We start from the raw sequence: 14,338 nt of genomic DNA, 5'->3' as shown, positions 1-14,338 counted from the left end.
AAACATATACATCCCGTAGATGCTTGTCACGGGAGGAATCACACTATGAAGTCACTGTCATTAAAGTACATCATCTTTGCGACCCTGGCCATCCTCGCGCTGCTGGGAGGAGGAATATGGACCTTTTCAGGGGATAGCTCAACAGCTTCTGTTACTAGCTTTGCTTCAAAAGAGGCCAAGTCCTCTAGCGGCACAGCGCCTGCAGCCGTACCACAGCAGGTATTGCCTGAGAGCGCACCCGTCCCGGCAGAGGAGGCTTTAAGCCAGCGGGTAGTCGAGTATCACATTGATGTCCAGCTTGTTCCTGACACAGAAACCTTAAAAGCTTCTGAGACAGTAACCTGGACACACCCCGGAGTAAAGCCAGTAAGTGATTTATATTTTCACATGTATCCAAATGCATTTGCCTCATCAGATACCACCTTTATGAAGGAATCCGGGGGGACGCTCAGAGGCGACAGCATGCCTGAGAACGGCTTCGGAAATATGACGCTGACCGATCTGCGCACGACAGAGGGAACTTCGCTAATGCAAAGAGTGCAATATGTTCAACCTGATGACGGCAATATCAACGATAAGACGCTTCTAAAGGTACATCTTCCTCAGCCTGTTAATGGTGGGGAAAGTGTAACACTTAAGCTTCAGTATGAAGTCCAGCTGCCCAAAATCTTTGCTCGCATGGGTGCTTCAGGTAACTTCGTTATGGCTGGGCAATGGTTCCCTAAGCTTAGTGTATACGAGCCTAAGGGCACACGCGGAGTTAAAGAAGAAGGCTGGGACCTGCATCAGTATCACGGGACCTCTGAGTTTTACAGTGATTTTGGCATCTTTAATGTAACGATTGCCGTTCCTTCCAACTATACGGTGGCTGCGACCGGATTTCCTGTAAAAAATGCCAAGCTCAAACAAGATCAAAAAATATATCAGTTCTACGCCGATGATGTCCACGACTTCGCTTGGGCTGCATCCCCTGATTTTACAGTAGCAGAGGAAGCTTTCTCTACGCCGGAAGTGCCTGGAGTACGAATTAAGGTGTATCTCGACCCACTGCACAAAGACTTACAAGAGCGTTACCTTCAAGCTGCCAAGGCTGCCCTGACCTACTTCAGCAAATGGTATGGCCCTTATCCCTACTCTACGCTGTCTATTATCGTCCCACCTAAGGAGGGAAACGGCGCGGGAGGAATGGAATATCCTACCCTTATTACAGCCTTTGGGGCCGCGGATTCTTCTCCAGATACCTCACTTGAAAGAACCGTCATTCATGAGATCGGCCATCAATACTTCTACGGTATGGTAGCCAGCAATGAATTCGAGGAGGCCTGGCTGGATGAAAGCTTTACTTCCTATGCCGAAGACAGACTTATGGAACAAGAATACGGTATCAAGTCTAATTTGCCTTTACAGGCCAGCCTGGTAACTATACCTGAGCCGTTAAATCTGGAAACGTGGAAATATGCAGGGGCGGATTCCTATAGCCGAAATGTTTATATCCGCGGCAAGCTTGTACTTAAAGATATCGAACGCCAGGTAGGTACCAAAGCAATGAACAGCATCATGTCCTCCTACGCTCGTAAGTTCCGTTTCCAGCATCCCGCTACGTCAGATTTTCAGAAAGTCGTTGAGAAGGTAACCAAAAAATCATGGCAGGCCTATTTCGATGACTATATTTATGGTGATGGTGCGCCTGACTTCTCAGTAGATACGATTACTTTTAAAAAAAATAACAGCGGCGATGCTCAAAGCTACGAATCATTAGTGAAGATTTCAAACAAAGGGAGCCATTACGTTGATGTTCCCGTGAAATTCACATTCGCCGACAGCTCTTCGGTGCAGCGGGTCTGGAACGGTGATGGAGCAGAGACTACGTTTCAATTGTTAAGCGATAAGCCTCTTCTCTCTGCTGAGATTGACCCTGAGCATTCCATCTTATTGGAGAGCAAACATTTAAACAACTTTAGGCTGGCGGAAATAGAGCCCAAGACGCTCTCTCGCTGGACGTTAAGTGTAACTAAACTACTTGAAACCGTGCTCGGAACTCTTGTCTGGTGAGGTGAATGATTGTGAGAACATCGATAACCCGCGGCTGGCAAAGCATGAAGGAGCAATTTTATATTTTAATTCTGCTCTTCATCTACCGACTGCTCTGGGGCTACTTTATGTATGGTTTCATCCGATCTGCTATTATTCCAATTCTACTGCGCTATCCAGATAAAGACGCCGGCGGCAGCGGTATGGGCAGACTGTTGTATTATATCGAGGGACAGTTCAGCTTGAATACTGACCCTGCGATACGCACTTGGTTATGGATGCTTCTAGGACTTGTTGTCTTGCGACTTCTGCTTTCTCCTTTCATAAGGGCAGGATTGCTGCATGAGCTGCACCAGGAGCGAAAGGGCGAGCGCGGGCTGTTCTTTTTCCCCGGCATGAAGATCTATGGACTACCTGTCTTAGTCTTTAGCCTAATCGAATGGGTGCTGACCCTGCTGCCGCTTTACTGGCTTGCTCCAAAAATGTACGGGCTGTTCTTATCCTCTTTGTTTAACTACACTTTGTTACTTCATTTAGTACCATACGTATTGGCATGGCTTATATATATTTTTATCGTGCGCCTGTTTCTTCTATATATGCAGTTTGGTTACACCGGCGGTACAGGAATGTTCTCCTCACTGTTCATCTGCTTGCGGTCACTGATTCCTGCTATAGGTGTTTCCATTGTACTTGGTGCGGGAGGCTTGCTCTTACTGCTAGTGTGCGGACTGACGGGTCTGTTCTGTCCCGGCCTGCCGGCACTTATAATACGGCAAATCTCACCACTACCTTCTACGCTCTTAAAAATGTGGGGAATCTCTGCACAATATCATCTATGGTGTAGCAAAGCATTTCCACAATAAATTAACCTTATTTGACATAATAAAAAGGTCCCAATTCCTGTATTCAGGAGCTGGGACTTTTTCTCATTACGGATAACTTAAGAGTATTTGCAAAATCATAAAAGCTCTGTTACAATAAGTCCTGTGCTATTAGTAACAATTTTGTAATCAATTGAAACGATTCCTACATAACTAAATGTATTTATCGTAAGTGTAACTGTCGAAACGTCATTCTCTTGGTGCTTAACACGCCTAATTCCTTTGCACCGGGAAGTGGGGGAACCATATTTTGGGTGAATTGATCTCGCTTTACAGGGATCATAGGGAATCTTCTACCGAACCCTTAAGCTAACCTCGCAGGCCTTGGAAGGAGTACATCTTTTGAAAAGACATAATTTAAGAAAAAAATGCGTCGCTGCGGCGCTAGGACTTGTAATGGCATTATCTATTGGTGGAGGAAGCGCCTTTGCCGACTCTAAGATGGACACTGTAATCTCAAAGACTATTGGAGTTGCCTATAAAACCGGAGGTACAAGCACTGCCGGATTTGATTGCTCTGGATTTACAAAATATGTATTCAAGAATGTGGGTCTTACTTTACCTCGTACATCAAAAGCTCAATATAGCGTTGGAACTGCTGTATCCAAAAGCAATCTGCGTTCTGGTGATCTAGTGTTCTTTAACACACTTGGCAATGGAGTATCCCATGTCGGCATTTATGTTGGAAACGGAAAATTCGCACAATCGTCCTCTTCGCGTGGAGTGACCATCACTTCACTCAGTCAGGCCTACTGGGCCAATCGTTATGTTGGCGCTAAAAGAGTAATGAGTACTTCAGCTTATCAAGCTGTAGCCTTCGATTGAAACCTTCCTCACAACTATAACCTCATAATTACAACTATATGAACCTGAATCTGATTATTCCCGTAATCAAATTCGGGTTTTTCTTTTTTCCATAATATATTTTTACACTAATAGAGCCCAATTGAAACACGTTTATTTGATAAAAATTGCAATTATATTAAAAATTAGGTCATTATTAACGCTTACATATGCCTTTCTACCGTAAAAATGCCAATTTTTCTGCATTAATATGTTAAAAACGATTGCCAAGCGGCTTTCTGTTTGTTACAATTAGCGCAGTGAGATTTTAGTAACATTTTTGTAATCATTAAGTTGTTATTTACAAAGGTTTTGTCATGTATTGATTACAAGCTAATCCTAATCAACAGTATGAGCCGAGTTTCCTAACTATTAGGAAAACGGGGGAACCAACTTTGGGTGAATTGACCTCCATTATATAGAGGGGTCATAGGGGACCTTCAACCGAACCCTTAAGCTAACCTCGTAGGCATTTGGAAGGGGTATACACTTTTGAAGAAGAAGTTAGCAGCAGCAGTACTAAGCTTTTCCATCATCCTCACCATCGGAGCAGGAAGCGCTTTCGCAGATTCCAAAATGGATAAAGTGATTGACAAGGCCATCGGTACTAAATACGTATCCGGCGGTATATCCACTAACGGATTTGATTGCTCCGGATTTACAATGTATGTGTTTGATAAGATTGGCATTAACCTTCCACACCAATCAGGTTCCCAATATCAAATGGGCACAGCAATCTCCCGTGATGATATAAGAGCCGGAGATCTTGTATTCTTCAATACAAGTGGCAAAGGTGTCTCCCATGTCGGCATTTATGTCGGTGAAGGTAAGTTCGCACACGCTTCTACCTCACGCGGTGTTACGATTAGCTCTCTGAGTGATAGCTACTACGTGAAACGCTACGTTGGTGCTAAGCGCATTATGAGCACAGACGCTTACCAATCGGTTGCTGCTGAATCGGAAGACAATGATGATGTCCAATAAGTAACGTACATAGGCTCTTTTCCAAGGTAACTCTTGGAGGAGAGCTTGTTTTTTTGTCTTATTACTTATTTACCCCTCTCATAATTTGTAAAACATTCCTCTCATATAAAGTTTCTGAGTCGAACCTCCCCCATTTTGTATATAATTAGTAATATAGCAATGTCCTCGTGAAAGGAGATCGTTGACCTTATGATAAATCCCTCGGTAACTTTTCATGTTGTTCCTATGGAGGCAATTCACGGAGAAGCTATTTGTAAGTGGAGCTATACGCCCCCATATAATATTTATGGCTGGATGCCGTGGGAGCAGATGCAGGCTCTTGGCATCGAGTTTGGCGATCCGCAGCTCCGGGAGGAACAATATATCTCCATATTAAATGAACAAGAGATTTTGTGCGGATTCGCACAGTTGTTCCCGATGGAAGGAGTCGTTCGTTTAGGAGTTGGGATGCGCCCCGATCTATGCGGCCATGGTTTAGGCAAACTATTCGTAGATGCCATCGTCCAGACAGCCTTGAATCGTTATCCTGATCGTGAGATAGATCTAGAAGTCCTGACCTGGAACCAACGCGCCATTCGAACTTATCAAAAATGTGGATTTACGATTACAGATACGTATGAACGCCGCACACCTACAGGAGACAAACCTTTTTATTGCATGGTCTATGACAAATGATATTAAATACCATATATTTCATGAGAATGATTGTATTCTCGTTCATTTTTTTGTCACAAACCCTATGATAACGCTTCACCATAAGCTATAATGTAGGGAGCAGCTTACATAGAAGGGACGAATTGGGATGCAGAAATGGATCATGAGCGGTTTGTTTTTTGCCGCCTGTGCCTTTGCGGTAGTACTCATGTTTACACTTCCGGGTAAAGAAGAGGTAGCGGAAGAAAATAAGCCCACGATGCCGGTAGTTCAACTGGACGCAGCAAAGGCAGAAGCAACCGTGAAAGCCAGCTGTATCACCTGTCACGGCGATCAGCTTCAAGGTGGAGTTGGACCAAGTCTTCAGAATGAAGGTGGCCAGCATGACGCTGAGGAAATCTATAGCATCGTCACTAAAGGACGTGGCCAAATGCCTTCCTTTAAGGAGAAACTAGCGCCTGAAGAGATCGCCAACGTCGCACTCTGGCTCTCAGAGAAAAAGTAACCCACCCAAGCAACTAAAAACGCCCGTGTATGAGATAGGTGACTATCTCTGCACGGGCGTTTATTTTATGATTTCGGCTAAACTAGTGATTTTTTTCAAAGGCTTCATTAAATTGATGCGCCTCTCGAAGATCTAGAGCCGTAATCCCATCTTCTTCATTAGATTCAAGTCGCAGTGTAACTGTTTTATAATCAATCGTAATATGTGGATGATGATCGAAGGCTTCTGAAATCGTGGCTACTTCATCAACAAACGCAATGCCCTTCATATATTGGCTGAACATATATTTTCGTACCATAACGTTATCTTCCAGCTTCCAGCCCTCTAGCTTGGTGATCTCCTCACGCAGTTCCTCTTCCGTAAATAACAATTCGTTTCCTCCCTTACAAAAAATTGCAGTAAAGTGCGCAGTTCCCTTTACTTGTCTTAGGCTTTAAACAAAACATCCCTTAGCTTCTGAGGTCCAAGGGATGTGCCAGGATAAAGGCGATATTTTCGATTTAATGTATTCACAAATCCCAGCGATTATAACTCGGCTTTATCAATTTTAACACGGGCTACTGACTACGGGCAAATTACGTACAGACTTCTCCTCCGCCTAAATTAAAACCACTGAAGCCAAATCCTCTTCGCCAACTAAAATATTAATGCGGTGCGTGTCCTTATCGTAAATAATTACGCCGCTCCCCACCTCAATCATAGGTTCATTACCCAGCGCGAAGAAAAGATCCTCAGCCAATGCTTCCCATACCTCCAGCTTTGATTCTTGGGGTAGTTCCTGCCACTCGTCCGGATCCATCTCAAAAAATAAATATCCATCGGAAATTCGTCCGACGGCTTCGGTCAAATCTGTTAGAATTTCACCGTAATCTCTACCATGCTTTACACCCACGTATATCACTCCGTTTTCTTCACAGATGAATAATTACTTACCTTATCCATTATAGCCGAAAAAATGACTTCACAAAAAACCGAATGATGTCGATAAATAAGAATATACGTTAATTCGGTTTCGCACAGAGTGCCCTGCCGCTGTTTCAAGGATGATATACGCGGCATTGTCGGAACACATCTTAAATCTCACGGACGAGGTGCAAAATGGAAATTTCAACAATAATTGGTTTAATTTTTGGTTTGGTTGCTGTAATCTGGGGCATGATCCTCAAGCACGCTCCACTTCATGCTTTGGCCACACCTGCTGCTTACGTTATTATCTTGGTGGGTACGGCAGCGTCTATTTTCATGGCCTTTCCTTTCAACGAGGTCAAAAAGATTCCAAGTCTGTTCAAAATGATCTTTATCAAAAAGAAATTAATCAGTAAACCCGAATTAATCACTATGTTTATGGAATGGGCTTCTATCACACGGCGTGAAGGTCTGTTGGCTCTAGAATCAAAGGTCGATGAAATAGAAGATAACTTCCTCAGGAATGGCATGCGGATGATCATTGATGGAAATGATCAGGATTTTGTCCGCGATGTCCTCATGGAGGATATCCACGCCACAGAGGATAGACATAAAGCAGGAGCGCTCATTTTCTCACAGGCAGGTATGTATGCTCCTACCCTTGGGGTGCTCGGGGCGGTTATCGGCCTCATCGCCGCTCTGGCTGATATGAGTGATATGAACAAATTGGCTGCGGCAATCGGGGCTGCCTTCATCGCCACTTTGCTTGGTATCTTTACAGGTTACGTATTATGGCATCCTATTGCTAATAAACTGAAACGTCTCTCCAAACAAGAAATCGAAGTTCGAATGATGATGGTCGAAGGTCTTTTGTCCATACAGTCCGGTGTATCTACTATTGCCATCAATCAGAAGCTTGCTGTATTCCTAACACCTTCGCAACGCGTTAAGTTAAATGAGAAGGACGGTGGATCAGGTGAGCAAAAAGACTAGACACGAAGAGCATGAAGAACATGCCGATGAATCGTGGCTGTTACCTTATTCCGACCTCATGACTCTTCTGGTGGCTCTGTTCATCGTTATGTATTCTATGAGCGCAACGGATGCCAAGAAATTTGAAGAGATGAGTCAAGCCTTCAGTTCCGCACTTAATGGCGGTACAGGTATTCTTGAAGAGCGGGCAGCAATGCCTAGTAAAACTCAAGAAGATCTAGGGAAAAATGATAAGATGGGTAGCTCTACTTCCAAGAAAGCTGAAGAAGCAGAAATGGCAAAGCTACGACAAAAGGAACAAGAGGATTTAGAGAAGCTTAAGAAACAATTCGATCAATATATTAAGAGCAACGGTCTAACTGATCTGCTCAGTACGAAGCTTAATCAATCTCAGCTAATGATTACGATCAGTGATAACGCATTGTTCGCCTCTGGCCAAGCCATTGTTAAGGATGATTCGCGGCAATTAGCTAAATCCATCTCAACGATGCTGCAGCAATTCCCGGATTATGATGTAGTAGTGCAAGGGCACACCGACGATATTCCGATTTCCAATAGCAACTATTCATCCAACTGGGATCTGAGTGCGGATCGGGCACTTCAGTTCATGAAGATTTTGCTGCAGAACACGAATCTAAATCCGCGCAAATTTAGTGCGATTGGATACGGCGAGTATCATCCTATTTCGGATAATGACACAGCTACCGGCCGAAGCAAGAATCGCCGGGTAGAGGTTTCCATTATTCGCAAATATCAAGAATCCAAAGAGTTTACAGGGATTGTTCCCTCTGCTGAATAAGTGATGTCGTAAGGTAATAAAAAGAGCTGTCCAAAGGTCTTAGACCCCGGACAGCTCTTTTTTGTTGCGAGTACTACATTCTATATGGACCTGTAACATTGTAATAACATTCCTACAGTAACTCGTAGTTCAGCGTAGCTCCAAGCTCTTTCTTCTCATCAGCAGACAGCTCCCGCCATTCTCCCGTTTGCAATGCCCCCAGGCGAATATTCATAATCCGAATGCGTTGCAGCTTTCGAACCTCATAGCCAAAAGCGCTGCACATACGACGAATCTGGCGATTTTTGCCCTCTGTCAAAATAATACGGAAGACACGCTCCGTAATACGCGTGACCTCACAGGGCAGCGTCTTCTCACCTAATATTTTCACACCGCTCGACATGCCGGTAATAAATGAAGGCGTAATGGGTCTGTCCACGGTAACCACATATTCTTTTTCATGCCGGCCTTCCGCCCGCAAAATTTTATTAACGATATCACCATCATTAGTAAGCAAGATTAATCCTTCCGAATCCTTATCGAGACGACCAATCGGGAATATACGCTCATGATGACCTACAAAATCGACAATATTCCCCTTGATATGCTGTTCTGTGGTTGATGTAATCCCTACCGGCTTGTTTAGAGCAATGTAGACCGTCTGGCTTGAGGTTTCAAGCGCTATACCATCTATTCGCACATCATCGCCCGGAACAGCCTGACTGCCCAGCACAGCAGGCTCTCCGTTGATCGTAACTCTGCCGGCATCCACAAGCTTGTCTGCTTCTCGGCGTGAACAGTACCCTGTCTCACTGATGAATTTATTAATTCTCACGTTGTTCTTCACTCCGTTCATCCTTAATGTTGAGCCAAGGTGTAACCCCTCCAGCTGCAGGCAGCTTAATCATAACGGTTGTCCCCCGGCCAACTTCACTTTGTATTTCCAAATGACCCTTATGAGCCTGAATAATACGCTGGCTAATCATTAACCCAAGACCAGTCCCCGATTCCTTATTCGTGAAGAACGGTTCACCCAGCTTAGGCAGCACGTCCTCTGGAATCCCTTCACCCTGATCTTTAATTACAATAAAGACGCAATCCACAGAGTTCCACAGTTCCATCGAAATGACGCCACCCTCGGGCATAGCCTCAATTGCATTTTTAACAATATTAATAAATACCTGCTTCAGCTGGTTCTCTTCACAATGTACAGTAGCAGGTTGTTCAGAGAATTTCGTACTAAATTGAATATCATGTAGATGAGCCAGACTATCCAATAGAGAAACTACATCACCTAATATGTAGCGAAGATCTTTCTCCTGAAAATGAACGGCTTGTGGCTTAGCCAGAATTAAAAATTCACTGACGATAAGATTAATCCGCTCCAGCTCGGATAACATCAGCTCTATATGAAGCGGAACCAAGAGCTCCTTCTCCTGTTGAAGCTGTAGAAATCCTTTTAATGTGGTAAGAGGATTACGAATCTCATGAGCTACTCCTGCGGCCAATTGGCCGACTGTAGTTAGTTTCTCAGAGCGTCTAAGCAGCTCCTCCATTCGATTGCGTTCCGTCATATCACGAGAAACGTGAATAAAGGAATGGGGATAACCCTCTTCATCTCGAATTATCGAGGTACTAACGCTAACTTCAACTAATGATCCGTCCCGTTTAAGTCTCACTGTCTCGATCGGCGGCAGAACTGCACCATTTCTTAACGCGTCAAGCCGCTCTTCCTCTTGCTTAAGCGCTGTCGCGGGTACAAGATATGGCATATTGCCTATCACTTCTGTTGCACTCCATCCGTACAGCTCCTCAAAGGCTCTGTTAGTGCTAGTGATTCGTCCCTCCATATCCAACGTATGAATCGCATCCGACGTACCGTTAATTACGGATTCCAAATGCTCCTTAACCGCCCGGTTCTCTTCCAGCGTCTGCTTAAGACGATTGGTGCGTTGCATAAGATGAGAAGTCATAGCGTTAATCCGCAAGGCTAATTGACCTAACTCATCACGAGAGGTTACCTTTAATGGAGGTTCGAACTTACCTCGCGCTACGTCATTGACTTTGGCAAGTATAGCCTGAATTGGACGAGTAATAAAACCTGAAAGTATGTAACTACATAGCAAAAATAATGCTAGCAATAACAGAGACGTAGTCAAATAATTGGCTAATTGTTCATGAACTACGGATGAAATCACAGAATAATCCAAAACTACACCGATTACGTAAGGCTCCATTTTAGGATTCTGAATAGGAATGAAGCTTTTGAGCACTCTTTTCCCATGTACCTTCGTCTCCAGTGTAACTGGCTTCTGCTTCTGCTGAGCTAATAGAATAGCTGCTTTATCTTGCTCCACATTACCATAAGTATAGGTACCGAACTTAATTGGGCGGTTGCCAAGTTTCTTTTTAAATGCATCGCTTCCATCACCCGCCATACTTGCTAAACCAAATGTTGTTGGATTAAATCCTGTAAGCTCTAAAATCCCTGGATTAACTTCTTTGGTTCGCTCTACAATTTGATCGGGGTTGGTGATTTCGATATATTCACTTGCCGCAGTATTGAGAATAACAGGATTAATGATGTAGTTGCTTGCTTCATCATGATAATAACCCCACTTCTCAATGAAATCGGGATTGTAGGTTGAATATTCAAATGGGCCTGACCAAAAATGATCCAATGACTGACCTTGCCCCACAGTGACTTCCTGATTATCAAATAACTCCAAAAGGGCAAGGTACCAGTACCCCCAACCTTGAGTGGACATTCCAATATCAATCGGATTTGATGCCCTTGTCACCACGATATCATTATCAGTCTTTACCAGAATTGAAATATTAGACACGCCCAACTTGGAAGTTAGGGCCTTAAGTTGAGCGTTGGTTATATTCTTATAATCCGGACCCAATTCCTTAGAGGCAAAGATGGCAGCCATTCTTAAGTTATGCGCGATTTGATATTCTACATAGTTAGAGCTATAGTTACTTTGTTCTACAGAAACAGCCATTTGCATAGCGGTGATCTGCATATTATTTACGTTTTCATTTCTTAGATTATTCTGAGCGGCATAAAGGTTAAATGTCAGATTCAATGCTAAAATTAGCAGTACCGCTCCAAAAATAATAGCAGATAGTTTTGTCTTTATGGACAAACTGTTATTCACCTCTTATCCACTGGTAAATCCTTGCGGAGCCTATAATAAACATCATACCTTTTGCCCCCTCATTTGAAAAGGACATTTAAAACAAGCCTATTAATTCACCAAATATTGAAATTCAAAAGGTGTTTCTCTACAATATATAAGAAACCATCCACATCTTATGCACATATAAACAAATTATTAAAGTCCGGTGTGTACAAAAATGTGTATAAGTAGGCTGTTATCCACAGAGTTATGCACATTTTGTTAAGAACGAATATTTGTTCGTTGTACAATGGTTACAGAAGAAGGGAAGATGATCTTGAATATTAAAGCCAATGAATCGCCAGAAGATATACAAGCGGTTCATGAATATTGGATGAGGCAGGCGATCGCAGAAGCACGTAAAGCTGAGGCATTAGGTGAGGTTCCTATTGGCGCTGTCATTGTTCGACATGGTGAAATTATAGGACGTGGATACAATTTACGAGAAACGACAATGGATTCGACAGCCCATGCAGAGATGGTAGCCATTCGCGAGGCCAGCAATGTCATGAATTCTTGGCGTCTGCTGGATTGCCAGCTGTACGTCACCCTAGAACCTTGTCCGATGTGTGCAGGAGCAATAGTGCAGTCCAGAGTGCCTCTCACGGTATATGGAACGCCTGACCCTAAAGCTGGATGTGCCGGGACCCTCATGAACTTGCTTGAAGAGCCGCGATTTAATCATAGAACTGAGGTAATACAGGATGTTTTACAAGAAGAATGTGCAGATCTACTCACCTCCTTCTTTCGCCGTTTACGTAAAAAGCCAATTAAACAAAAGGAGGACTCCTAAATGACCCTTACTCTATATCATACCTCTCAAGGGATCTATATTTCTCCACTTGAGCTTAAGGATGCACAGAGCCTGCTGGAGCTTCGTTTAAATAACCGGGTAACCCACGAACCGTTTGAGCCAAAACGTGATGAGCACTTCTTTACCCTGGAGAGTCAGCAACAGATCATCAATCAGCGTATTGAGGACGCCCTACAGGACAGAGCTTATATGTTCGGCATTTATCTGCTGGATGGACAGCTAATCGGTCAGATCACATTGTCCAACGTCTCACGAGGTGTAGCACAATATGCTGATTTAGGATATTTAATGGATCATCGGATGCAAGGACAAGGTTATATGACAGCAGCGGTCGGATTAGTCCTTGGCTATGCTTTCCGAGCCTTAGGTCTACATAGAGTTCAGGCAGCTATTTTATTGCATAATGAAGCTTCCCGAAGAGTCCTGGAGAAGAGTGGGTTTAAACCTGAAGGGGTTGCCCGTCAGTATCTTAAAATAAATGGACAGTGGCAGGATCACCAAACCTACGCAATCTTAACTGAAGATGTGCTGACAGAGGAACAGAAATAGGATTCTGCATTGTCGCAGGAATCAGCGCTACTTTTTTTCCTAAAAAAAGACCCGCATGGGCGTATAATATACGCCTCATGCGGGTCTTTATCTTGCGAACTGGGATTAATAAGTTCCCAAACCACCGAATTCTTCTCCAAGTTGATCCATTGTAATTACATCATCACCTTGAGGGATACCAATCTTGAATACCGGCTTTTCGTTGATCTTGCTGTATTGGCCCGTTCCATTTACTGAGAAGGCCACTTTTGTGCCATCTTCCGGATCATTTACTTTAACATCCATCAATAAATCCTGATACACAGCGTATCCGTCCTTATTGATCGCAGTATTATAGTGGAACTGGTTGATGGTAAGGTACTTATCAAGATCAGCTAAGCCCTTATCCAATTCAGTTCTAGCTTCACCTGATGTCAGTTCTTCTTTAGCCTTAGCTAGATCTGCATCTTTAATCTGCAGCATATCCTTGTATTCTTCCTTGCTTACGATATCAATGATTTTTGGCAGGGCATTATTCACCAAGATAGTGATTGCTTCTTTAACATTATCGTTAGTCACTTGGAACTGAACGACTTGTTTAGCTTCCACACCTTCTGGTAAATTAGCATCTTTGGGATCAATCTCGTTAAAATATTTTTCTTCGTCATATTCAGCTAGGACAGTGTCCACCACTTCATTAGACAGCTTCTGCATTTTTTGAGTATCCATCGTACTTGGGTTAAATTCTGCACCCTCCTGCTCTGCCAACGCCTTCAGATCAACCTCTACAAACTTATTGAGGATTGTCTCAGGAATCGGTACGAAAGGAATAGATGGAATCTTAACATACAACTTCTCGGCAGTCATTACCATAGGAACATTAAAGCTCATGCTCATATCGCCTTTCAGATTCAGAACCATAGTTAGTTCTGTCTGCATTGGCTCTGCTTGATATACCCCATCAATGGTAATATCAGCATTCTTAAGCATACTAAGTACCTGTGTAGTCATTGCAGCAGATTCAGCGTCAGAAGTCTCGATCGTAAGATCGTTGATCGTGAATTTACTCTTCATCTCATAAGATGACATTGTAGTCGCTTTAGTAGCGGCTGATTTTAAGGCCTCTTTTGGCGCCTCCTGTTTACTTGCACATCCCGGCAGAATTACTGCTGCTGTAAGCAGCAATGCAGCGGCCGACAAACCCCACTTTTTGTTCATTATTGTTCTCCTCTCCCA

The 14,338-nt window shown here is 43.5% G+C and carries 15 protein-coding genes and 2 riboswitches; of the genes, 10 read left to right on the top strand and 5 right to left on the bottom strand.

Features of this window, described 5'->3' with window-relative positions; all coding sequences use genetic code 11:
• The first annotated feature begins 45 nt into the window (after positions 1 to 45).
• The 6 genes from MHH46_RS00555 (at position 46) to MHH46_RS00530 (ending at position 5,898) form a co-directional block, all read left to right on the top strand.
• Complete coding sequence (locus MHH46_RS00555) at positions 46 to 2,052, top strand: M1 family metallopeptidase (RefSeq protein WP_076195051.1); 2,007 nt, start codon at positions 46 to 48, stop codon at positions 2,050 to 2,052.
• A gap of 11 nt (positions 2,053 to 2,063) precedes the next feature.
• On the top strand, positions 2,064 to 2,894 hold the full coding sequence (locus MHH46_RS00550; RefSeq protein ID WP_076130393.1) for a hypothetical protein: 831 nt from the start codon (positions 2,064 to 2,066) through the stop codon (positions 2,892 to 2,894).
• Between the two features lie 218 nt (positions 2,895 to 3,112).
• A riboswitch (cyclic di-AMP (ydaO/yuaA leader) is annotated at positions 3,113 to 3,251 on the top strand.
• Positions 3,252 to 3,308: 57 nt separating this feature from the next.
• On the top strand, positions 3,309 to 3,737 hold the full coding sequence (locus MHH46_RS00545; protein ID WP_076130394.1) for a C40 family peptidase: 429 nt from the start codon (positions 3,309 to 3,311) through the stop codon (positions 3,735 to 3,737).
• 362 nt (positions 3,738 to 4,099) lie between these two features.
• Positions 4,100 to 4,242: riboswitch (cyclic di-AMP (ydaO/yuaA leader) on the top strand.
• A 5-nt stretch (positions 4,243 to 4,247) separates the two neighbouring features.
• Positions 4,248 to 4,739, top strand: a complete 492-nt coding sequence (locus MHH46_RS00540) for a C40 family peptidase (RefSeq protein ID WP_036679958.1) — start codon at positions 4,248 to 4,250, stop codon at positions 4,737 to 4,739.
• A gap of 189 nt (positions 4,740 to 4,928) precedes the next feature.
• Positions 4,929 to 5,414 carry a GNAT family N-acetyltransferase gene (locus tag MHH46_RS00535; RefSeq protein ID WP_076187212.1) on the top strand — a complete coding sequence of 162 codons (486 nt, stop codon included), beginning with the start codon at positions 4,929 to 4,931 and terminating at the stop codon, positions 5,412 to 5,414.
• Between the two features lie 127 nt (positions 5,415 to 5,541).
• Positions 5,542 to 5,898 carry a cytochrome c gene (locus tag MHH46_RS00530; protein ID WP_036679962.1) on the top strand — a complete coding sequence of 119 codons (357 nt, stop codon included), beginning with the start codon at positions 5,542 to 5,544 and terminating at the stop codon, positions 5,896 to 5,898.
• 82 nt (positions 5,899 to 5,980) lie between these two features.
• Here the strand turns inward: MHH46_RS00530 and MHH46_RS00525 are convergent, their stop codons facing one another.
• The gene (locus MHH46_RS00525) at positions 5,981 to 6,268 is read right to left on the bottom strand and encodes a 4a-hydroxytetrahydrobiopterin dehydratase (RefSeq protein WP_076187214.1); all 288 of its coding nucleotides are present in this window, start codon (positions 6,266 to 6,268) and stop codon (positions 5,981 to 5,983) included.
• A gap of 228 nt (positions 6,269 to 6,496) precedes the next feature.
• Positions 6,497 to 6,790: a hypothetical protein gene (locus MHH46_RS00520; RefSeq protein WP_036679966.1), complete on the bottom strand. Its 294-nt coding sequence runs from the start codon at positions 6,788 to 6,790 to the stop codon at positions 6,497 to 6,499.
• A 206-nt stretch (positions 6,791 to 6,996) separates the two neighbouring features.
• Between MHH46_RS00520 and motA the strand changes: the two genes are divergently transcribed.
• Both motA and motB read left to right on the top strand, forming a co-directional pair.
• Positions 6,997 to 7,797 carry a flagellar motor stator protein MotA gene (gene motA / locus MHH46_RS00515; protein WP_036679967.1) on the top strand — a complete coding sequence of 267 codons (801 nt, stop codon included), beginning with the start codon at positions 6,997 to 6,999 and terminating at the stop codon, positions 7,795 to 7,797.
• Positions 7,781 to 8,596: a flagellar motor protein MotB gene (motB, locus tag MHH46_RS00510; protein WP_076130384.1), complete on the top strand. Its 816-nt coding sequence runs from the start codon at positions 7,781 to 7,783 to the stop codon at positions 8,594 to 8,596. Before motA ends, motB begins: the two co-directional genes overlap by 17 nt.
• A gap of 112 nt (positions 8,597 to 8,708) precedes the next feature.
• Here the strand turns inward: motB and rluF are convergent, their stop codons facing one another.
• Positions 8,709 to 9,410 carry a 23S rRNA pseudouridine(2604) synthase RluF gene (gene rluF / locus MHH46_RS00505; protein ID WP_036679985.1) on the bottom strand — a complete coding sequence of 234 codons (702 nt, stop codon included), beginning with the start codon at positions 9,408 to 9,410 and terminating at the stop codon, positions 8,709 to 8,711.
• Positions 9,400 to 11,727, bottom strand: a complete 2,328-nt coding sequence (locus MHH46_RS00500) for a sensor histidine kinase (protein WP_076195048.1) — start codon at positions 11,725 to 11,727, stop codon at positions 9,400 to 9,402. The genes rluF and MHH46_RS00500 overlap by 11 nt, the downstream gene beginning before the upstream one ends.
• Before the next feature lie 304 nt (positions 11,728 to 12,031).
• Here MHH46_RS00500 and tadA point away from each other — a divergent pair, with 304 nt between their 5' ends.
• Both tadA and MHH46_RS00490 read left to right on the top strand, forming a co-directional pair.
• Positions 12,032 to 12,553: a tRNA adenosine(34) deaminase TadA gene (gene tadA / locus MHH46_RS00495; protein ID WP_076130386.1), complete on the top strand. Its 522-nt coding sequence runs from the start codon at positions 12,032 to 12,034 to the stop codon at positions 12,551 to 12,553.
• Positions 12,554 to 13,123, top strand: a complete 570-nt coding sequence (locus MHH46_RS00490; protein WP_076187218.1) for a GNAT family N-acetyltransferase — start codon at positions 12,554 to 12,556, stop codon at positions 13,121 to 13,123. It abuts the gene before it with no gap.
• A 105-nt stretch (positions 13,124 to 13,228) separates the two neighbouring features.
• Here the strand turns inward: MHH46_RS00490 and MHH46_RS00485 are convergent, their stop codons facing one another.
• Positions 13,229 to 14,320: a hypothetical protein gene (locus MHH46_RS00485; protein WP_076130388.1), complete on the bottom strand. Its 1,092-nt coding sequence runs from the start codon at positions 14,318 to 14,320 to the stop codon at positions 13,229 to 13,231.
• Positions 14,321 to 14,338 lie beyond the last annotated feature (18 nt).

The sequence above is a fragment of the Paenibacillus sp. FSL H8-0175 genome (assembly GCF_045040615.1).
Lineage (GTDB): Bacteria > Bacillota > Bacilli > Paenibacillales > Paenibacillaceae > Paenibacillus_AQ > Paenibacillus_AQ odorifer.
The sequence above is the reverse complement of the archived record's forward strand: the minus strand, read 5'-3'. Positions and strand labels throughout refer to the sequence as shown.